The sequence below is a fragment of the Polynucleobacter sp. AP-RePozz3-80-G7 genome (genome assembly GCF_018882145.1).
Taxonomy (GTDB): Bacteria; Pseudomonadota; Gammaproteobacteria; order Burkholderiales; family Burkholderiaceae; genus Polynucleobacter.
In genome coordinates, this window is the sequence record NZ_JACVPC010000004.1 from 31,393 (window position 1) to 52,116 (window position 20,724).

The window sequence follows — 20,724 nt, forward strand, 5'->3', positions numbered from 1 at the left end:
GTTGCTAATTATGAGAGTGGTATAAATAATGATTAAAAAGCAGGAGACAGTCCTGAGTTTAAAGTCGCTAGTGCGCAAAATCGTGAAGGTAAGGGGCTCTCGAGTCAAAAATGAAAAACATGATCTAAAGAAGAATCCACCAATTATTTTTTCATTCTTTGCTGGGGCTGGATTTCTTGATTTAGGTTTTGAGGAGGTCGGTTTTGAAATTGGATATGTGAATGAATTTCATGGCCCATTCCTTCAGGCATACAAGCATGCAAGACAGGTGATGGGTATCAAATCACCATCCTATGGATACTTTGATGGAAGCATTACGGAATGCTTGTCCGGGTCTCGGCTTAATGATTTGTCTACTTTTGTGTTGAATGCAAAAGAAAGTGGGAGGCTTGTTGGTTTCATTGGTGGTCCACCATGCCCTGATTTTTCAGTGGGCGGAAAAAATAGAGGTCAGTATGGTGAAAATGGCAAGCTATCCAAAACTTACATTGATTTAATTTGCAAGCAAAAGCCAGATTTTTTTGTATTTGAAAATGTTAAGGGGCTATACAGAACCATTCGACATCGTGAGTTTTTTGATTCTTTAAAAGCACAGCTTAAAAAAGCGGGCTACACGTGCACGGAACGATTAATTAATTCAATTGAATATGGTGCGCCACAAGATCGTGAGCGAATAATTCTGTTTGGCGTCTTGAATTGTAAAAATGGTGATATTGAAAAGTTTGACTGGTTAAAGTCTACGAAATATGACGCTGAAGACTTGCAGAAATATAATTGGCCCGAGGCTCAATCTATTGCAAAAACTAGAAAAAAGCCCGCCAATGTTCCGGAACAACTTACTTTGCAATATTGGTTTGATAAAAATGAAGTAACAAAACATGCAAATGCAGGCCACCAATTTAAGCCTAGGGCGGGATTGGCAAAATTTGAAATTTTGGATGAAGGTGATGTGAGTAAGAAGTCATATAAACGACTCCATCGCTGGCGATACTCTCCAACTGCTGCTTATGGGAATAATGAAGTTCACATACATCCATATTTGCCTCGTAGAATATCTGTTGCAGAGGCATTGGCTATTCAATCTTTGCCTAAAGAATTTGAGCTTCCGCCAGATATGACGTTAAGTAATATGTTTAAGACCATTGGTAATGGGGTGCCATTTTTAGCGGCCAAAGGATTGGCCCAAACAATTTTAGATTTCTTAATGGAAATTAAAAAATGAAAATAACAGCCGCGAATATTGTCAAAGCTATTATGGGGTTGCCTAAAGATCAATGGTATGAGTACATAAGCAGCACAACGCGTACTCAAGTCAGGGTTGTTTCGAGTGCTGGGCCTGAGGGTCCAATCATTGTAGAAAGAAGAAATCCAACTACTGGGGCACACCCAACAAGGGCAACGCTATCGTCGGCAATGATTTGGAGGATTGCAAATGCATATGCACCCAATATCCCAATAAATTTTGACCGTGTATTGGCTGGTAGCTATAACACTAGATCCTTACTGGAAGCGCTCCTGGCGCATACTCCAGAATTCTATTGGTGCACTCCTGGAAGAATTGAGCTTATTAACAATTCATCTGAAATTAAGAAGGGGCATAAGCATATTATTTGGATGCCGAATACGCCGCATGAAAATGGAGTTTTAGTTGAGAGCAGCGTGGGGAGCGATCAAGCTATCTCAGAAATACCTACTCAGACTGTTACTTATGATTCCCTTGCAATTACCAGGCAGTGTCTGCCTGCAGAAATGGATATTGATGTAAAGCGTAGACATCTGCAAATTCAAATTGCTTTGATTGAGATTGGTGTTCAGTTAGGATTTAGAACATGGATTGCCCACAATGATAAAGGTTTTCTCTATGGAAAAAAACGTGTTGGTGAGTTAGAGGGGGTGATTTCTAGTCTATCGGATGAAAAGGTTTTGGCAGCCTATGACGATGCAAGGTCGGCTGCAAACTTAATAGACTGTATTTGGTTCAAGAATGGAAGATTGATGCCGGCGGTAATGGAGGTTGAGCACAGCACTGGTGTTACATCGGGCCTAACGAGAATGAAGAAATTTCAAGATTTGGCCCCACGTCTTGCCGATATTAGGTGGGTTATTGTCGCCGCCGATGAAGATCGCGACGATGTAATTCGCAAGGCTAGCGCCGCCCAATTCCAATCCTTAAATACTAAATTCTTCTCCTATTCAGGGGTGGAGGAGTTATATAGCTTATGTAAAAGGCGGAATCTTTCGGGGGCGGCTGTAAATGAAGTTTTTCTCGATTGCTTTATGGAGCCCTGTGTTCATAACCAAATAAAAGTAACAGGCACCTCGGGAGCTTCTTTAAATTAATTCATTACTGCGTAAAGCTTCCTCGAGTTCGCAGAAACCTTCATATATCTTTAAAGCCTCTTGCCTAAGAACGCTTGGCGATTGCAGTGTTTTACTCATAGGTCTAGCCTCTTCAAAGTGAGTATGGGCATGACTATTTCTAGGTTTTACAAGGGAATTGATCGCTGCAATCATTGGTAAGTATTTCAATCCGGTCGATGAGAGGTTGCTGTGAACTTCCTTATATTTATTGAGTCCAATAACTAGAGAAATTAAATTTTTAAAGTTACCCACCTTAAAATGGTGGTTATCTTCAATTTTTTGGGCAATCCACTCTATTTCTTCGTCATCTAGTAATTTCTGGGCGCAGCCTTTAACGATTGCGTCTTGAGCCTCTTCAATCCAGCCGCAAAGCTCTAGGAGGGCATGTTTTGAGTGTAACAAAGAAGCTTTTGTAGGGGCATCCGTATAGAGCCGTTCAAGAAGCTCAAGTGACTCAAGTAATTCGGAATTTTGGAGCATGGACTCAATGCGCAAATGCTGTTATCGAGGAAACTATTCTGCCCTTCACCTTATCTACTCTGGATGTGCTCTCGCTCAGCGCTTTGCCGTGTAGCAATTCAATTCCCTCAAAACTCTTGACGCATTCTAGTAGTTGATTAGCATCGAATTTTTCTACGGTTGAAATATTGGACAGTATCCCAACAGCTAATGCCTCTAATTGGGTGAAACCCAGTTTTTTATTTTCCATAATCGGGATGACTTTATTCACAATAATTTGACTTACTTTAATTAAGTTAGCCTCAAAGGCATCTAGTTTGCTTTTTTCAGCGTTTCGATTTTTGTACATAAAATCATTCAAAAAGGCTGCCAGGTTGCCTCCATAGCTTTCTCTTGACTCCGAAAATGCCATGATTCGAAGAATTAATTCGACAGCTCTAAATCGATCTTTTTTGCCGTTTATGAATCGGTATATTCCTCGCCAATCTGCTTGCTTCTCAATTGCGATTAATTTTTCATTTAAATTGCCAGAGTAAATGCAGTTTCGAATTTCTTGATTGTTTAGTTTTACCCCTCCCGAATTCAGTCGATGGAATATCTTAAATAGATATTCCATGTGCGATTCATCATCAAAGTTGCAGCGTAAAACTGTAATGGGTAAAGTCAAATTCTCCACGCGTTCAATGTAGGTATGCAGCTGGGAGGATTCGTCGTGAAGTTCGCTTGATAAAGCGCCAGATAAATTTGGATCCACATCCTCAAGTTTTGACAGTGTCCAGGATTTGCTTCCATCAAGAAACCTGATGATGGCCGTCATTCTTTGAAGGCCATCAATAACTATCCATTTCCTTGTGTTGTAATCAAAGGCTATGCACATGCTTGGTATGGGCAATTGCTTAACTAGGGAGTCAATAAATCTTGTCTGCTCTGAGCCGGTCCAAACATTCTCCCTTTGAAAAAAAGGTCTGATATTTAAGTGCCCCTTTTCGTGCATTCTCAGTAAATCAGCGCAGGACCTTAATTCATTAAATACCACTATATCGGCTGGTGGTTGTCTTGTCGGTGCATAAGACTCGGAAAAATTACTCTCAAAATCATCTTTTTTACTCATTGCCTTCTTTGCCATTAATGTTTATAAGTTGACCGCCCAATCCTTAAGATTATCCCTCTAGCGGTATAAGTAAAAGTCTTTTGTTTATTATTTGCAAACGCATGGGATTTGGTGAGCGATTTTCTTTGGCAAACGATTTTCCCGGTGGGGGTGATATTTTTTTAAAGGATATTTAAAAATTCTTAATATATTCATGGGGTTATATTTAGAATAATTTCCAAGATGCGTGACAAATGTAGTCGGCAATTGAAGTCGAAATCTACTATTTTATATAAATCAGTGGGTTAGAAAAAATCTCGCAATGGCTATTTTGGTCAAACCCGCAATATAACTTGAGATTTCTTCGGATTTCTGCACCGCAGAATGAGATTTTTCTAAAAGTGAGAGGGGCGATGGGCAAAACTGATAGCTTAAATTTAATTAGAGAATATTTTTTTAATGATTAACCCCATCTCGGGTTGGAGGTTAGAAGGGTGCGCACTTTATTTTCGATTGCCCTTGTGTTTTTATTAAAAAATTGACACATTAGAGTTGGTGTATGCTCCAAAATGATCCTGAAGCATTTCTAGACTCGCTAATACGTTCTTAGTGATGCCATCAATGATTGCTGGAAAGCCGCGGCTCATTGTTAAAAGGTCATACATTAATTGACTGATGATTTCTTAATAATACCGAAAAGATATTTCTTCTCGGTTTCTAGAGTTAGGGTATTTAGCTCTTCTAAATTTAAGCTGTTGGAATAATTGGATAATTTTTTGTGAAGATATTGTTTAATATTCCGATGCATTTTTTGATCGGATAAATTTAATTTAGTCAAAATAATTTTTTTTACTTTTGATTTTTTCATGCCAATTACATTAATTGAGATTTATCTAATTTAAAAACTACTTTGTTTAAGGGCTAGGGCAGATAGACCTTTGTTACGTACAAAAGCCCTCCTCATTCTTTCTGCGCTAATAAAACCGCATTGCTTTGCGATCACCTGCATTGATCCTCTTCCGCTTTCTAAAATTGCGCTTGCTGTCTCAATTCGTATTTGTTCTACAGCCTTAGCGGGGGTAACACCAATTTCAGCGCTAAAAACTCTCGCAAAATGCCTTGGGCTCATGCATGCAATATCTGACAAATGATTGACGCTTAGGGATTTGTCGATATTTTTTCGAATATAGTCCAGTAGCTCAGAAAATATGCCACCGCTTAATTCAAGTAATGCGGAGTACTGAGATTGACCTCCGGGTCTACGATAATATACAACCAATTGTTGAGCTACGGCTCTAGCTATTTGTTCGCCAAGATCTTCATCGATTAGTGCTAGCGTTAAATCAATGCCCGCGCTAATGCCTGCAGATGTCCAAACATTACCATCCTTAATAAAGATTTTGTCTGGATTCATAAAAGTATCTGGAAACTTGGTAATAAAATCAGCTCCATTTTTCCAGTGGGTAGTGGCTTTTTTATTCTTTAAAATTCCCGCAGTTGCAAGTAAGTACGCGCCAGTACAAACGCTTGCGATTCTTCTACATTTCATGTGCCCCTTCTGAATGAACTTAATAATTTGAGGGTCATTAACTTGAACAAAGACCCCATTTCCACCGGCAATAATTAATGTATCCGTTGAGCTTCTGTTGTTTAGCTTGAGGGTATCGAGCGCTACACCCGAAGAGCTTTTTACTAGGCCACCATTTTTACTGACTAATTTAATTGAGTAGCTTTTTGAATTTAGTCTATTTGCCATTTCAAGAGCTGCTATGGGCCCAGAAATGTCCAGTAACTGAAAGTCTGGAAATATAAAAAATTCAATTAATTTAGGCATGGCAGAAAAAGTAATAAAGTTGTCATTTACGCCATAAGTGTAGCAGGGCAGTATCTCTGGACGAATTGAGGTAACCAAGGAGACTGACCATGTATTTGCATGACTTAGCCTTATCGAGCAATCAAAATCATCCGGCAGGCATAGCTGTTGGCCTAAGTGGTGAAATAATCTCGCAATCAGAAATTGAAAGTGGCTTTATATGGCCAGCATTAGATCCTAGATCGGAATGGCAGCCAACACGAATAATAGAAAGTGGTGATTACTCAAAAGCTAAATTGCTCAGTCAATCACCACATTTCAGCCTTGATGCCTTCCTGGAAAAAACTAAAGAATTAGATGTGACATCAAAAATTATTGAGTTAATAAACCACAATGCTTTTCAATTTAATTCCAAAAAAAGATTTAGAGAGTGCGTGGAGTGGAGAAAAAGAATTGAGGAATGCTGTAAGCATGGAAAACCTATAGACATTCTTATTTTGGCTTTTTGCGTTATTAGCAATCCAACCAAACGCATTCAGCCAACCGATGTGACCCTTGCTGAAGACGTGTCTTTATTGCACCTTCACAATATTTCTAGTCATATAAGCTCTTTTTATCCACCTGGAGCAACGTTCCAGGTCATTAGTGATAGTACTTTCTATGCGCTACCCTTTGGTAATACCTCTGTAGAGGCCCATAATTACTTGCTAAAACTTAGAAACCGTACATTCCATCTTGGTATTGAGAATTCAGTAAAGATTTTAGATATTACCGACTATCTTTCTAATCATAATTTGTATTTTCAGGATAGATTCGAATTTTGGAGGCAACATTTTCTTGCCTCTCCCGTCTCGAACGATTTATCGCAAGAGGAGTACAAGGGTTGGTTATCGAGTATGAAGTGCAGCCTTAATTCTAGAAGAATGGGCTTTAGTTATAAGGAGTTAATGGGATTATTTGGTGTTCACTCAAATCAACCTTTGGCACATTTAGATGATTTGGCAAAGGTTTCACTTGCTGAATATAGGGCGCTTAAATCAGCTGCTGCAGATACAAATTGGGAGAATATTTACTTCCCGAACGCAATCCGAGCCACCATTCATACTAAAAAGATTCCTGTTTTGGGGTTGCGTTTATATCCAAAATATAAGTTAAGTTCACGCTTGCTTCCCTATCACGGAATTGCATTGGTGACCGAAAGTGTGAAAGATGGGGGTGAGCGCATGGAGATTGTTCATGAAATAAGTGTAGTGGGTAATCCACGCTATACAAAAGTCGTTGATACTGATGGGGTCATTCAGTACTATGAAATTACTAGGCCTTTGCAATGAATTTAAATATTGCACTGCTGGCGTTATCGCAAGCATCAATGATGACAGTAATTAGCTTAGTTTTGTCCTCTTCGGCACTAATTGGCTTGCAGCTTTCCTCGCCTGATTTAGCAACGCTGCCTCTAGCGGTTCAATATTTGGCAACTATGATTTTGCTCTATCCGATTGCTAGGTTAATGGAGCGGTACGGTAGAAAATTAATCTTTCTAATGGGGGCATTGTTCGGGGCTATTGGCCTATCTATAGCAGCAATTGGAATTAATTTTGGTAGTTTCATGTTGTTTGCTTTGGCTGGATTTCTTATTGGAATCTTTAATGCAGTTGGACAGTATTATCGGTTTGCAGCTGCAGAAGCCGTTCCAGGAAACTCAAAGAGTATTGCGATATCCCTTACTCTTACTGGTGGAATACTTGCCGCCATTGCCGGACCAATATTGGCAAGATATACGAAAAATATATTACAACCTACTTTTTTAGCAAGTTTTATTAGTTTGATTGTCGTTGCATTACTTGGCGCTTTTTTTGCAAGCAGGATGACTCTAGCAAGAGTCTCAAAAGAAGATGATGCTGGCTCGAAAAGATCCCTATATGAGCTAGCTAGAAACCCCAGGTTCCTTCTTGCTGTTTCTGGTGGTGTTATCGGCTATTCAATTATGAATTTATTAATGTGCGCAACGCCTCTAGCAATGCTTTGTGCGCATTTAGATTTTTCTCAAACTGCGACCGTCATTCAGTGGCACATTGTTGCAATGTTTGCACCATCACTATTTACGGGGATATTGATAAGAAAAATTGGAGTCTATGTTGTCATGCTTTTAGGGTGCATGGCTATATTATTGGGAGTTGTTGTTGCCATTAATGGTGATGAGCTGGTTTATTTTGAATTGGCCTTAATATTTTTAGGTGTAGGTTGGAATTTCTTGTATATAGGTTCAACTACATTGCTGACTGAGACATATCGCCCAACTGAGAAATCACTAGTTCAATCGTTTAACGATACCTTAGTATTCTTAAGCGTAACAATTGCTACTTTCTTTTCAGCAAGACTAGTAAATAATTTTGGTTGGGAAGCTATTAATATTTACGCAAGCATTCCAATTATTTTATTGGCCCTGGGGATTATTTTTATCATGCGCTCGAATAGGATCAGCTTGAGATTGGATTAAGAATTGCTATGCATAACAATATCAAATCTGTAACCTTTGATCTAGATGGAACTTTAGTTGATACCGCCCAAGATCTGTATTTAACAGCCAATGAAATGTTGTTGGAGTTGGGTCTTCCCTTGCTATCATTTTCACTCATTAAAAAATTTATTGGAAAAGGCGCTGATAACTTTATTGCCCGATGCATACTTGCTGCTGCTCAATCGGAGCAAAAAGTAGATGAGCTTTTTGATAGGGGGTCAAAGCTATATGTTGACATTTACTCTAGATTGAATGGGTCTACAGCAGTAGTCTACCCAGGGGTGCGTGAGGTCTTGCAGGCATTGACTCGGGATGGATATAAGCTAGCAGTCGTTACTAATAAGCCCACCCGATTCTGCCATCCATTGTTAGAAAACCTTGGGCTTATAAATTACTTTGATGCTGTGGTTTCCGGGGGTAGTACAGCGGCTTTAAAGCCTAGCCCCATACCCATACTTTTTGCCTGTCGTAAGATTAAATCAAAGGCAAGTATGAATACTCATATCGGTGATTCGATAAGTGATATTGCCGCTGCGCGTGCGGCTGGATCAAGGGCAATAGGAGTTTCTTATGGCTATTCATCTGATCGCCCATTATCCACCATAAATTGCGACCTTCTAATAAGCTCATTTGATCAGATTTATTCAGCAATTACCCAATATTCTTTCAATGGAAATTAATATGAACAATCAAAACCAATTTTTATATATGCCTATTTTGAAATGGAAGCAGGGTGAGCAGGGGGCCCTAATTAAAGTAGATGATCACGATCGGAAACATCTGGTCCCACTTATAGAATTGCAGCCTATGGTAATTCGAGGTTCCTCCACACGAGCTGAAGTCATTAAGTCAGATGCAACTAAGCTGTTAAAAATTCTTACGCAGATGAAAGGTCAAGCCTATCCCGTTGCAATTGATGCGAGCTCATATATGCAAGATCCCTCAAAGCAGGTACAAACAGTAAGCAGTGTATGTACACCCCTTTATCAAAATGGATTTCAGGTTATTCCAGTAATCTATCCATCGATGTTGCCTTTAGTTTCAGGTAAATCAGACCCATTAAGCAAATTTAATGACATTATTTTGCGAATCAAAACTCCAATGTATCTTCATTCGCAAGTTAATGAAATCATCTCTAATGCCTATAGATTGCTACACCGAAAATCATTTAAGCTTCATGTTCTTATTGATCTTGGTAGTGTTGTAGACGCGGATCCTTCCAGCCTTTCTATTAATGCATTTCCATATATTGATGAAGCTATTGTTACAAATAAGGCATCTACAATTACCTTGGCTGGCGGATCGTTTCCATTTAATTTGACTGGCATTCCAAAAGGTGCAACTTTATTGCCTCGTATAGAGTGGCTTACATGGCTAAAGACAATAAAGAAGTTTAAGGATCATCATGTGTATTTCGGAGACTATAGTGTTACTAACCCAGAAATATTAGGAGATATTGACCCAACAAAAATCAATCCTTCTGCCGCTATTAGATACGCGCTAAATGATGATTGGATGCTATTAAAGGCAGGGGGCACTAGAACATCGGGCTTTAACCAGTACAACCAGTTATGCCAAATATTGATATCGGATCCAGACTACTCTGGGCAGGGATTTAGTTTTGGTGATGATCGATACTGCTATCATGCGCAGGCTGGGAGCCCTACTGGTAATTTATCGACGTGGCGACGTGATGCAACAAGTCACCACTTGGCTTTAACAGTTCGGAATTGCGCCACATTGTTCGGGATCTAAGCGTGCTGGTGACCCACTCCCTGACATCTTCCTTGCTAACCGATTGCGCGATTAATTCATAAAGCTTTAATTTATTTAGTCTTAAGGGAGCGCCTTTCTGGCCCTCTTGTTTAAGCAGGTTTATCGCCTCTTCTTTCCAAAGCAAGGAAGCTATGCTTTGGGAGTTTTGCTGGGCATTTAATTTTGTGAGCCTTACCTGTTTGAGGTTAACAAAGCCCATTTCATCCCTTGAGGCCTCTAATAGCCCCCACCAAGACGGAAGTATCTTTAGAGCAATATCGATAAATGTCTTGCCCGCTACCAAGGTGATCTCATCAAAGACTCTGTTGTAACTATGTATCTGATTTGAGAGTCGATCAAGAGTGTCAAAGTCACTCTTAATTTCGAATCCAAGTAGTTTGTCTGAAATGAGGGCGATATCAACACGTGCGCCACCACTCTCCAGGGTTAATTCTTCAATTAACAGCGAATCCTCTGCTTTTGTGTCACCAAGCAGATCTAGCAGCGCTTTTCGAATTTCAGTTTCGGCAATTGGTTTCATTTGTTTAGCAATTTTACTTTTTTAATTATGCCTTATAATGCCAAATATGTCAAGAACAAAAATAGTGATAAGCCCCGATATTTTGCGAATATCAAGCGAGCTTTTAAAATTTTTAAAATCTAAATTAATGTCACAAACTCAATTAGCAAATGAGTCTGGTGTAAAACAATATCAACTAAATAGAATTCTTAAAGGTAGAACAAAAAGTATTACAGAAGACGTTCAAAAATTATGCATCTATGCCAAAATACCATTAAATTATGCCAAGAATACTGAAGTAGATAGAGATAATCTATATCGAACAATTGACAAGGTTTGGGATGGCGAAGCAAGCTCAGCCAAAGTATTAGGTATCTTGGTTGAGGCTATTGGCCCAATCGTGCGCCAAATACAAGCTGTAAACTTAGCAAATACTCAAGGGGATCAAAAACATACTTACGATTAAGCAGCTTTATTCAACTCTAAAAGAGCTTGGACTCAATAAAGCACAGATCTCATCATTGCTACCGAGTTGGTGGGATGATCAAATAGCAAGCTCACCTGATGGAATGTGGGAATTGGTGCTCGGAATAGCGAAATCCTTGAGCTTGGATGCTGCTGCCCTATCTAAAGGGGAGCTATTTCCCAAGGGTGCGGTTGCCAATATATCTTATAAACGCAATGCGCTTGTTAATCCGCAAGATTTTCAGGCAAGTACTTTAATTGCATCTTCAATTTCTAACGCAATCATTTCTAGCATTAAGGTGCCTTATCAAGCGTTACCAAAAAACGTTTGGGAGTTAAATAAAGAAATTCGAGCTATTGGTAAAGGTTCGGTAGATTTTGATGCCCTTCTAAATTATTGCTGGAGGAAGGGTGTACCAGTAATTTCATTGTCCAACCTGCCATTTGGTCTTAAGAAAATGGATGGAGCGGCATTGAAGGTTGGAGACAGACCTGTCATCATTTTAGCGAAAAAAAATAATTCGAAGTCGTGGCTTAGCTTCATTCTTGCGCATGAATTAGGACATATTGCACTAGGGCATTTGGAAAAAAATTCTTCTATTGTGGACATAGCTCTGCAACAGGAAAGCACTTTTGATTCTGATAATACTGGTGACAGCATGGAGTTGGAGGCCGATAAGTTTGCGCTAAATATTTTGGGCGGCCCATTGGCGCAGGAAACGCAAGAGCGCTGGGGTGATTTTGATTCCGCAATTACCTTAGCCACTAATGCTAGAGCGGCGGCAAATTTGCTGGGCTGTTCTGCTGGGCATTTGATTCTGAGATATGCCTTTCGAACAAAACGTTGGTCTGATGCGGCAAGCGCCTTAAAATTTTTAAGAGAAGATTTTGATGCCCAAAAGGAAATCATTAGATCTATGGCATCTGGAATTGCATTTGATGATTTATCAAATGATGTTCAGGACTTGATTTTCAGAATCACGGGATATTCTCCCCTAGAGTCTTAGGCATTCAAGCCATCATGCATATTTTCTTTGATGTTGATGCGCTATGTAAATGTGCTCACTGGGATGTATTAGATTCTTTACCAGAATTATTGGGGTTTGAATGGGCGGAGGCCGCAACTCTATCTAGTCTTAAATATCGGGCACTAAAAGCTCAAAGTGCGCCGGATGGAAAAATATTTAAGACGGTTGAAGCGGCCAAATTGGCTAGCTCTGTGATTGATAAGATGAATTTAGATTTCAATTCTGAAATGGATATTTTTCAGGAGTTATCTGATGTGGTTGGAATTGACGCAGGCGAAGCAATTATATTTTCTACTGTTGCGCAGCACTCAGAAGCATGTGTTCTAACCGGTGATAAAAGAGCCCTACGGGCTTTGTCAAAAATTCCTAAAACTTCAAATATTGAGCTCCTTAAAAATAGGTTTATTTGCGTTGAGATATTGCTACTTAAGTTAATTGATAAATATGGGGTTACTTGGGTGAGAGAGCATTTCTGCCCAGCCAGGGAAATTGATAAAACTATTATGGTTATTTTGGGTAGTCAATGCGATGCAAGTGAGGAAAGCATTAGAGAAGCTCTCGGATCTTATTTGAGAGAGCTCTACGACGAGTGTGGATATTTCTTGAGGCCTTCTTAATTGTAGGTCTTATGAGATATTGCGGTTCTTAAAAAGAAATTCCTAAACTGGGGCAATTTGAGGGAAGATTGTTGAGCGTTTTTAGGGATTATGACTTTCTTGGCTCGATGGGGTATGAGCTTATAGTCAAACTATGAAGACAAAAATCCAAAAATTTATAGCGCAGGGAATGACGATTAACCTGCATGATGAGCTCTTGTTAATAAGAAAAAAATCAATTTGCCAATCTAAAAATTTAGATCTTCTATGGCGCAGTCTATGTAGCGTTACCGCCACTTCAGGCTCCTCTTTAAATGCAGAGTCATTTATGAGTCGATATGACAAAGCGCTTAGATTTGATTTATTACCAAAAACAAGGAGGGCGAGAGAGAAAGCCATCTTAAAAGAATTGTATGAAGCTGGGGTTCCACGCATGCGGGCGCAAAAAGCCCATTATCTTTCTGAAAATTACGTAAAAGTAAAATCGCTTGGAGGTCCAAGGAAGGCAACAAAAATTATGTTGAGTCTAAAGGGGAAATCAGAAAAGCAACTTTGGATTAGGCAATTCAATGGTGTTGGTGAAAAATATTCCAACGATATATGGATGAATATTTGCGACCCTGATTTTGTGAATGCTATCGCCTTGGATTCAAGAGTAAAAAATTTTGCAAAGAAACTCGGCTTTGATATTAAATCTAGAGCCCTTGAGGAAAATCTCATTCGTTTTGCAAAAGAATGTGGCCTTACGGGATGGGAGTTAGATCGCCTCATATATAACTTTGGTGACTTGATACTCTCTTTGGCTAAATTTAGAAATTCCCAGCCCTGACCAAATTCAAATAACGTAATTTTCAAGATATGAGATAAAAGTTCTAAAAGGGGGCGGCATAAATCTTTCCTAACCCTGAATCGCGAATTTCTCAGAAAATTAAGCGTAAATTTTGTGAAATTTAGACAAGTTTATTTTCGAAATTACCGTTTATTTTTTGATGAATAAACTCTTTTTCCAGCATAGAAACCTATCGCTTTTACTCATTTACGAGTAATTCTGGAAATTTATTAATTTTTTCAATGAGTTGTAGCGCTATAAGTTTTCAAGATAAATGACGAAAGTTTCAAGATTGGTGAATATCGTCAAAATCCTTAAAGAATTTATGGTGATCCGCCCTTGAAATCCCAGGAATGAGACCTATATAATCAGCACTCCCTACACGCGAGTGCTAAAACAGCTGGTTTTTAGATAAATTAGCCTTAGTTTGCGTGTGAGAGATTACAAAGCATTGATTTATATAGTTTATTTAAATAGTTAACACTTACTAACATAGGAGAAGAGATGAATTTGCGTCCCTTACATGATCGCGTAATCATCAAGCGTTTAGATCAAGAATCAAAAACTGCTTCCGGAATCATTATTCCTGACGCTGCTGCAGAAAAGCCTGATCAAGGTGAAGTTTTGGCAGTAGGACCGGGCAAGCGCGATGACAGCGGCAAATTAAACGCACCTGACGTCAAAGTAGGCGATCGCGTGTTGTTTGGCAAATATGCAGGTCAAACAGTAAAAGTTGACAGCGAAGAACTCATCGTGATGCGTGAAGACGACATCATGGCTGTTGTACAGAAGTAATTTCGGTATTTAAGAGAGGAATTTAATCATGGCAGCAAAAGACGTTGTATTTGGAGATAACGCCCGCACCAAGATGGTCGAAGGCGTCAACATTCTTGCTAATGCAGTGAAAACAACTTTGGGACCAAAAGGTCGCAATGTAGTAATCGAGCGTTCATTCGGTGGACCAACGATCACTAAAGATGGTGTATCCGTAGCAAAAGAAATCGAACTCAAAGACAAGCTCCAGAACATGGGCGCGCAGATGGTTAAGGAAGTTGCTTCCAAAACTGCTGACATCGCTGGTGACGGTACAACTACCGCTACTGTATTGGCGCAGTCTATCGTTCGCGAAGGCATGAAGTATGTTGTTTCGGGCCATAACCCAATGGACCTGAAGCGTGGTATTGATAAGGCTGTTGCAGCTGCTATTCAAGAACTCGCAAAAATCAGCAAGCCTTGCACCACTACTAAAGAAATCGCTCAAGTAGGCTCTATTTCTGCAAACAGCGACCACAGCATTGGTCAGCGCATTGCAGAAGCCATGGAAAAAGTAGGTAAAGAAGGCGTTATCACTGTTGAAGATGGCAAGTCATTAGAAGACGAGCTTGAAGTAGTTGAAGGTATGCAGTTTGACCGCGGTTACCTCTCTCCATACTTCATCAATCAACCAGAAAAACAAGTTGCCGTATTGGAAAGCCCATACGTACTCTTGTTTGACAAGAAGATCGCTAACATCCGTGATTTGCTCCCAGTACTCGAGCAAGTAGCAAAGTCTGGCCGTCCATTGTTGATCATTGCAGAAGATGTTGAAGGCGAGGCCTTGGCAACTTTGGTGGTGAACAACATCCGCGGCATCATCAAGACTTGCGCTGTTAAGGCTCCTGGTTTCGGTGACCGTCGTAAAGCCATGTTGGAAGACATCGCGATTTTGACTGGCGGCACAGTAATCGCTGAAGAAATCGGCCTTACACTCGAAAAAACAACTCTTGAGCACTTAGGTCAAGCAAAGCGTATCGAAGTAGGCAAAGAGAACACCATCATCATCGATGGCGCTGGCGATGCTAAAGCGATTGAAGCTCGTGTGAAGAATATTCGTGTTCAGATCGAAGAAGCAACTAGCGACTACGACAAAGAGAAATTGCAAGAGCGCGTAGCCAAATTGGCTGGCGGTGTTGCGGTGATTCGTGTTGGTGCTGCTACTGAAGTGGAAATGAAAGAGAAGAAGGCTCGTGTTGACGACGCATTGCACGCAACTCGTGCAGCAGTTGAAGAAGGCATTGTTCCTGGCGGTGGCGTAGCGTTGATTCGTGCAATGCAAGGTATTAAGGGCTTGAAAGGCGATAACGCTGATCAAGACGCTGGTATCAGCATCGTATTACGCGCTATGCAAGAGCCATTGCGTACGATCGTTAGCAATGCTGGTGAAGATGCTGGTGTGGTTGTTAATGCAGTACAAGCAAGTACAGGCAATAACGGCTACAACGCAGCTACTGGTGAATACGGCGACCTCGTTGCACAAGGTGTTATCGACCCAACTAAGGTAACAAAAACTGCATTAGTAAATGCTGCTTCTGTTGCTGGCTTGTTGTTGACAACTGATTGCGCAATCTCCGAAGCACCAAAAGATGAATCTGCTGGTGGTATGCCTGATATGGGTGGAATGGGTGGAATGGGTGGAATGGGCGGCATGATGTAATAGCTGTTACTTTCCACAGCTTTCTGGCTGTAGAAATAAGAGCGCCTGGTTCAAAAGACCAGGCGCTTTTTCTTTATAGGAGTAAGCTTTACCCAACATTACCACTGGAACGGGCTTCAAGATGACCGGTCGCACTCAAGCAAGTCTCCTCATTTCAATGGGCTCACTCTTTCTGAGTTCTATCCTTCTTTGTGGGGGTGTAATTGCTCAATCCGCTGACTCTCAGCTGGTATTTCAGAAAAGTGTCTCAAATCTCCGTAATCAGCGTTATTGCGAAGTTCTGGTGGGCAAGCGAGCTTGGCTCAATTTGGAAGTAAAGGTATTTAATACGCAAGGACTTAATCTTTGCCCTGAAGCCCAGTGGAAAGAGTTAACTAAAGACTCTATTTCTAAAAAATTTGATGCGTCCTTTGTCCTGTTAAATGGTCCTCGTTATTGGACGATGGATGAAATACAGGCGGCAGGCAGCACTGTCAATGACGTCAAAGAATCCTTTGATGGTATAGAGATGAATTTACGGGCAACTATCCAGTTGAGCTTGCTCAAGCAATTGATGGGTAGCAAACAATACACCCCCAATGAAATTTCTCGTACTACTAATTTCATTTATAGAGTTGGTAGCGCTGTATATGAACTCACCTCCCCTGGAGGTGACGTGTATGTGATGCAATCTTATTCACAAATCGTTAATCCTGCTCTCAATATGAAAGATCTTCCAGTATTGGGCGAGCAGTTGAAATTACCTGCTGGTTGGACTTACCGCAGCCGAGTACTCGATCAAGAGCTTTCTTTGGTAGCCAATGGCATTGCCTATGTACTGCAGGACAATTTATCCAATAGCTACCAGAGAAGGTAGTGTTGTGATGTTACTGCCAAGCCTTTTGAAGTCTCAAAAAGTCGGCATTAATGTATTCCGAGCTCTGTAGTTGATGTGGAAATTCCAAAGAAAAAATCACGTACAGTGCAAATCCCATCAAACCTAAGTACAGGGCCGTCAGGAACCAGTCCTCCTCTTTCTTAACTGCCATCGAGTAGCCGCTTAGCAAGGCCCCTATTGAGAGTAGAGCAAATAAAAAGCGTTCAATAATTGCAGGGGGATGGTGTTTTGCATTGAGTATCCCCTCTTGGTAAATGTCTAAAAGGTGAGTGAGCTGGGGTCTTAAAACGGTATTGGCTAAATCCTTGGTACTAGCTGGTGCGCGAGGTATTGACTCATTAATTTCTTTATTTAACTTGTTTAATAGTTTTCCCATGGCATCGAGCTTGCCGTCGAGATCATCAAATGTTTTGATGTCTTCGTATACAGAAATTCTCAAGGTAATCATTTGCTGTAATGTATCTTTAACAATAGCCTGATCTTTAGGGTTTAGGTAACTGCTAGATTGGTAAACTTGCTTCGCACTATTTGCCTGATCACGTATGACACGCATTCGAGTATCAAAGTGATCGGCAGCATTTGAGAAAGTAAAGCCAAGCACTAGCGCTGAAAGCCCAAAAATTGCTGTTGCCAATGAATCGCGGACAATAACATGTTCGGAAGTGCGAGCCCGATATCTGCCATATAGCCAACCTATCAATAAGAATGTCAGGATGGATGAAAAAAATATGAGGGGCGCATATTTAACAATGCCGAGGTGATTCCCAAGAAAATAATTCATACCAAGCTCTCGTAAGGTGGTGTGGCTATATTGATAAGTTTGTTTAGTGTAATAAAAAACCGCCCGAAGGCGGTTAATTATTTAATGACCTGAAGGGTTGACTTACTCAACAGCCTTAACCATCTCTTCAACTACCTTCTTCGCATCACCGAAGACCATCATGGTTTTATCCATGTAGAAGAGTTCATTATCTAGGCCGGCATATCCAGCCGCCATCGAACGTTTGTTCACGATGATGGTTTTAGCTTTAAATGCTTCCAAGATTGGCATACCAAAAATTGGGCTACCTGGCGTACGTGCAGCAGGGTTTACCACGTCATTTGCACCAAGCACCAATACAACATCAGCCTGACCAAAGTCGCTATTGATATCTTCCATCTCAAATACTTGGTCGTATGGAACTTCAGCTTCGGCCAAGAGTACATTCATATGACCAGGCATACGACCTGCTACTGGGTGAATCGCATACTTCACTGTCACACCATGATGAGTCAACTTTTCAGTCAATTCTTTCAATGCATGTTGAGCGCGAGCCACTGCCAAGCCATAACCTGGAACAATGATCACAGTGTCAGCATTTTCCATGAGGAAAGCCGCATCTTCAGGCGATCCTGTTTTGTAGTTCTTAGGGCCGCCATCATCGCCACCGCCTGCAGCAGCTTCAGCACCAAAGCCGCCAAGCAATACAGCCAGGATGGAGCGGTTCATCGCCTTACACATGATGTAAGACAGAATCGCACCAGATGAGCCTACGCAAGCACCCGCAATAATCAATACTGGGTTGTTTAAGGTGAAGCCAATACCGGCCGCTGCCCAACCTGAATAGCTGTTCAGCATGGATACAACCACCGGCATATCAGCACCGCCGATAGGGATGATTAAGGTTACGCCCAATATCAAGGCAATGGCACACATTGCCAAGAAGGCTGCGTGGCTGTCACCCATGTAATAAGCAACGCCGGCACCAACCATCGAAATAGCCAAAATCAAGTTCAGCAAATGTTGACCAGCAAAAGTCACTGGCTTACCACTGACCTTGCCAGATAGCTTGCCGAATGCAATCACGGATGCAGTGAAGGTAATAGCACCAATGAATGCGCCGATGAAGAGCTCAATCTTCTGTGCACCAGTATGGTCATGCGCTGGATTAAATACAGCAGCGATCGCAATTAACACAGCTGACAAACCTACGAAGGAGTGCATCAAAGCAACCAACTCAGGCATCTTAGTCATTTGCACGCGCTTAGCGGCAATGGTTCCAATAATCGCGCCACCAACAATGGCAACGCCGATCAAAGAGATGACTGGTTTGAAATCAGGAATGAAGAAAGTGGTGATGACTGCTAACAACATACCAATCATGCCGAAGGTGTTGCCTTGACGTGAAGTGGTTGGTGAAGACAAGCCACGCAAAGCGAGGATGAACAACACCGATGAAATGAGATAAGAAATAGCGGTTATGTTTGACATAGTTTTGGTCTCTATATAGGTCTTGTTCTAGGTTTATTTGGTTCCAGCCGCATCAGCTTTGGGAGCTTTTTTCTTGAACATTTCAAGCATGCGACGGGTGACCATAAAGCCACCAAAAATATTGATAGACGCGAGGAATACCGCTACTGCACCAATAATGCTGGTGAGGGTGATTTCATCGCCTCCGATAACTTCAGTTTGGAGCAATGCGCCAACAATGATGATGCCGGAGATGGCATTGGTCACCGCCATTAAAGGCGTATGCAATGCTGGCGTAACATTCCAAACGACGTGATAGCCAACAAAGATGGCCAATACAAACACGGTAATGTTTTGAACGGTGAGGATGCTTTGAAAGGCAGCGAGATCCATAGTATTTCCTTAGTATTTTTTACTATTAGTTTTTGCGGACGGCTTGGCCATCACGACACATTAAGCAAGCAGTAACGATGTCATCATCACTTGGGATAACTAAATTGGCTTCTTTATCCACAATGAGTTTCATGAAATCGAGCAAGTTACGTGAGTACAGTGCAGAAGCATCTGCGGCAACCATGCTAGCTAAGTTGGTGTAGCCAACAATTTTCACGCCATTTACATCAATTACTTTGTCTGCTTGCGTTAACGGGCAGTTACCTGAACCGTTATCACCTTTGCCAGCGGCCAAATCAATCACGATCGAGCCTGGCTTCATATTGGCAACAGTGTCGCTATGTAATAGGACTGGAGGTTTACGTCCAGGAATCAATGCGGTTGTGATCACGATGTCAGCTTGTTGCGCACGCTCTGCAACCAAGGCCGCTTGACGCTTCATCCAGGCCTCAGGCATTGGGCGGGCATAGCCACCAACGCCTTTTGCAATCTCACGCTCTTCATCAGTTTCGTAAGGAACGTCAACAAACTTGGCGCCCAATGATTCAATTTGTTCTTTAGCGGCTGGACGAACATCAGATGCTTCAATCACAGCGCCAAGACGTTTTGCTGTAGCGATTGCTTGTAAGCCTGCAACACCAGCGCCCAAGATTAGTATGCGAGCTGCTTTAACAGTTCCTGCAGCAGTCATCAGCATTGGCATGAAGCGTTGGTATTCATTTGCGGCAACCAATACTGCTTTATAACCAGCAATATTTGCCTGTGAAGATAAAACGTCCATGCTTTGTGCGCGCGTTGTGCGTGGTGCAGCCTCTAAAGAGAATGCAGTAACGCCTTGCGCAGCCATGGCTGCAATCATGTCGTTATCAAACGGATCGAGCATGCCTAAGAGCACGGCACCGGATTTAATGTGCTTGAGTTCAGCCGCCTCAGGCGCACGTACTTTGAGCACAATCTCAGCACCGAATGCATCTGCAGCGCTGCCAATGGTTGCGCCGACAGCCTCGAATGCAGAGTCAGGTTGACTGGCTTTTACCCCGGCGTCTTTTTGAATCACGACGGTATGACCTTGACCAATTAATTTTTTAACGGTTTCTGGTGTGGCGGCTACTCGAGTTTCCCCGGGCCTTGTTTCCAGTGGCACTCCTATGCGCATGGCATGTCTCCAAAAGCAAAAATTTATAAAAAATCTATTTTAGTTAAATAGGGCTTGTTGCGCCTATTTACTCACCCCTAAGTCCTTTTGCTTGGTTTTTGCCCGAAATTCTGTGTAATCAGGCTAAGACTTCTACAATATGGTCTGTAAGCTTATATTGA

The 20,724-nt window shown here is 41.3% G+C and carries 21 protein-coding genes; 13 read left to right on the forward strand and 8 right to left on the reverse strand.

Annotation, left to right across the window (positions count from 1 at the left end; genetic code table 11):
* Nucleotides 1-28 precede the first annotated feature (28 nt).
* Both ICE90_RS08685 and ICE90_RS08690 read left to right on the forward strand, forming a co-directional pair.
* The gene (locus tag ICE90_RS08685) at nt 29-1,222 is read left to right on the forward strand and encodes a DNA cytosine methyltransferase (RefSeq protein ID WP_216192050.1); all 1,194 of its coding nucleotides are present in this window, start codon (nt 29-31) and stop codon (nt 1,220-1,222) included.
* Complete coding sequence (locus ICE90_RS08690) at nt 1,219-2,340, forward strand: hypothetical protein (RefSeq protein ID WP_216192052.1); 1,122 nt, start codon at nt 1,219-1,221, stop codon at nt 2,338-2,340. Before ICE90_RS08685 ends, ICE90_RS08690 begins: the two co-directional genes overlap by 4 nt.
* On the opposite strand, the gene ICE90_RS08695 is transcribed toward ICE90_RS08690, so the two are convergent.
* The 3 genes from ICE90_RS08695 to ICE90_RS08705 all read right to left on the reverse strand — a co-directional run bounded on the left by ICE90_RS08695 (nt 2,332) and on the right by ICE90_RS08705 (nt 5,744).
* Entirely contained in the window at nt 2,332-2,841 is a 510-nt protein-coding gene (locus ICE90_RS08695) for a hypothetical protein (protein ID WP_216192054.1), read from the reverse strand. The two genes, ICE90_RS08690 and ICE90_RS08695, sit on opposite strands and share 9 nt — an antisense overlap.
* Before the next feature lie 4 nt (nt 2,842-2,845).
* Nucleotides 2,846-3,931: a DUF262 domain-containing protein gene (locus tag ICE90_RS08700; RefSeq protein ID WP_216192055.1), complete on the reverse strand. Its 1,086-nt coding sequence runs from the start codon at nt 3,929-3,931 to the stop codon at nt 2,846-2,848.
* A gap of 877 nt (nt 3,932-4,808) precedes the next feature.
* Nucleotides 4,809-5,744, reverse strand: coding sequence for a GlxA family transcriptional regulator (locus ICE90_RS08705; RefSeq protein ID WP_216192057.1), 936 nt, complete (start codon nt 5,742-5,744; stop codon nt 4,809-4,811).
* An 89-nt stretch (nt 5,745-5,833) separates the two neighbouring features.
* On the opposite strand from ICE90_RS08705, the gene ICE90_RS08710 reads away from it, so the two are divergent.
* From ICE90_RS08710 to ICE90_RS08725, 4 genes are read left to right on the forward strand one after another with little or no spacing between them, the layout of a single operon-like run.
* The gene (locus ICE90_RS08710; RefSeq protein WP_216192059.1) at nt 5,834-7,054 is read left to right on the forward strand and encodes an L-tyrosine/L-tryptophan isonitrile synthase family protein; all 1,221 of its coding nucleotides are present in this window, start codon (nt 5,834-5,836) and stop codon (nt 7,052-7,054) included.
* Entirely contained in the window at nt 7,051-8,220 is a 1,170-nt protein-coding gene (locus ICE90_RS08715; RefSeq protein WP_216192061.1) for an MFS transporter, read from the forward strand. The genes ICE90_RS08710 and ICE90_RS08715 overlap by 4 nt, the downstream gene beginning before the upstream one ends.
* Nucleotides 8,221-8,228: 8 nt before the next feature.
* Nucleotides 8,229-8,921 carry a phosphoglycolate phosphatase gene (gene gph / locus ICE90_RS08720; RefSeq protein WP_216192062.1) on the forward strand — a complete coding sequence of 231 codons (693 nt, stop codon included), beginning with the start codon at nt 8,229-8,231 and terminating at the stop codon, nt 8,919-8,921.
* A 1-nt stretch (nt 8,922) separates the two neighbouring features.
* Nucleotides 8,923-9,996 carry a beta family protein gene (locus tag ICE90_RS08725; RefSeq protein ID WP_216192064.1) on the forward strand — a complete coding sequence of 358 codons (1,074 nt, stop codon included), beginning with the start codon at nt 8,923-8,925 and terminating at the stop codon, nt 9,994-9,996.
* Here ICE90_RS08725 and ICE90_RS08730 read toward each other — a convergent pair.
* Nucleotides 9,905-10,537 (reverse strand): sce7726 family protein, encoded by a 633-nt coding sequence (locus ICE90_RS08730; RefSeq protein WP_216192066.1) that lies wholly within the window; start codon nt 10,535-10,537, stop codon nt 9,905-9,907. The genes ICE90_RS08725 and ICE90_RS08730 overlap by 92 nt on opposite strands.
* A gap of 46 nt (nt 10,538-10,583) precedes the next feature.
* Between ICE90_RS08730 and ICE90_RS08735 the strand changes: the two genes are divergently transcribed.
* The 7 genes from ICE90_RS08735 to ICE90_RS08765 all read left to right on the forward strand — a co-directional run bounded on the left by ICE90_RS08735 (nt 10,584) and on the right by ICE90_RS08765 (nt 16,763).
* Entirely contained in the window at nt 10,584-10,982 is a 399-nt protein-coding gene (locus ICE90_RS08735) for a helix-turn-helix transcriptional regulator (protein ID WP_216192068.1), read from the forward strand.
* A gap of 55 nt (nt 10,983-11,037) precedes the next feature.
* The gene (locus ICE90_RS08740; protein WP_216192070.1) at nt 11,038-11,988 is read left to right on the forward strand and encodes an ImmA/IrrE family metallo-endopeptidase; all 951 of its coding nucleotides are present in this window, start codon (nt 11,038-11,040) and stop codon (nt 11,986-11,988) included.
* 14 nt (nt 11,989-12,002) lie between these two features.
* Nucleotides 12,003-12,626 carry a hypothetical protein gene (locus ICE90_RS08745; RefSeq protein ID WP_215301662.1) on the forward strand — a complete coding sequence of 208 codons (624 nt, stop codon included), beginning with the start codon at nt 12,003-12,005 and terminating at the stop codon, nt 12,624-12,626.
* A gap of 133 nt (nt 12,627-12,759) precedes the next feature.
* A complete protein-coding gene (locus ICE90_RS08750) occupies nt 12,760-13,434 on the forward strand; it encodes a hypothetical protein (protein ID WP_215301660.1) in 675 nt (224 codons plus the stop codon).
* Between the two features lie 504 nt (nt 13,435-13,938).
* Nucleotides 13,939-14,229, forward strand: coding sequence for a co-chaperone GroES (locus tag ICE90_RS08755; RefSeq protein ID WP_072582790.1), 291 nt, complete (start codon nt 13,939-13,941; stop codon nt 14,227-14,229).
* A 28-nt stretch (nt 14,230-14,257) separates the two neighbouring features.
* Nucleotides 14,258-15,907 (forward strand): chaperonin GroEL, encoded by a 1,650-nt coding sequence (gene groL / locus ICE90_RS08760; RefSeq protein WP_215320974.1) that lies wholly within the window; start codon nt 14,258-14,260, stop codon nt 15,905-15,907.
* Between the two features lie 121 nt (nt 15,908-16,028).
* Entirely contained in the window at nt 16,029-16,763 is a 735-nt protein-coding gene (locus ICE90_RS08765; protein ID WP_216155170.1) for a hypothetical protein, read from the forward strand.
* A gap of 10 nt (nt 16,764-16,773) precedes the next feature.
* On the opposite strand, the gene ICE90_RS08770 is transcribed toward ICE90_RS08765, so the two are convergent.
* From ICE90_RS08770 to ICE90_RS08785, 4 genes are all read right to left on the reverse strand, one after another.
* Nucleotides 16,774-17,565 (reverse strand): hypothetical protein, encoded by a 792-nt coding sequence (locus ICE90_RS08770; protein ID WP_216192072.1) that lies wholly within the window; start codon nt 17,563-17,565, stop codon nt 16,774-16,776.
* A gap of 102 nt (nt 17,566-17,667) precedes the next feature.
* Complete coding sequence (locus ICE90_RS08775; protein WP_215320968.1) at nt 17,668-19,035, reverse strand: NAD(P)(+) transhydrogenase (Re/Si-specific) subunit beta; 1,368 nt, start codon at nt 19,033-19,035, stop codon at nt 17,668-17,670.
* Nucleotides 19,036-19,068: 33 nt separating this feature from the next.
* On the reverse strand, nt 19,069-19,407 hold the full coding sequence (locus tag ICE90_RS08780) for a proton-translocating transhydrogenase family protein (RefSeq protein ID WP_011903634.1): 339 nt from the start codon (nt 19,405-19,407) through the stop codon (nt 19,069-19,071).
* Between the two features lie 25 nt (nt 19,408-19,432).
* Nucleotides 19,433-20,563, reverse strand: coding sequence for a Re/Si-specific NAD(P)(+) transhydrogenase subunit alpha (locus ICE90_RS08785; RefSeq protein ID WP_216192074.1), 1,131 nt, complete (start codon nt 20,561-20,563; stop codon nt 19,433-19,435).
* Nucleotides 20,564-20,724: the final 161 nt, after the last annotated feature.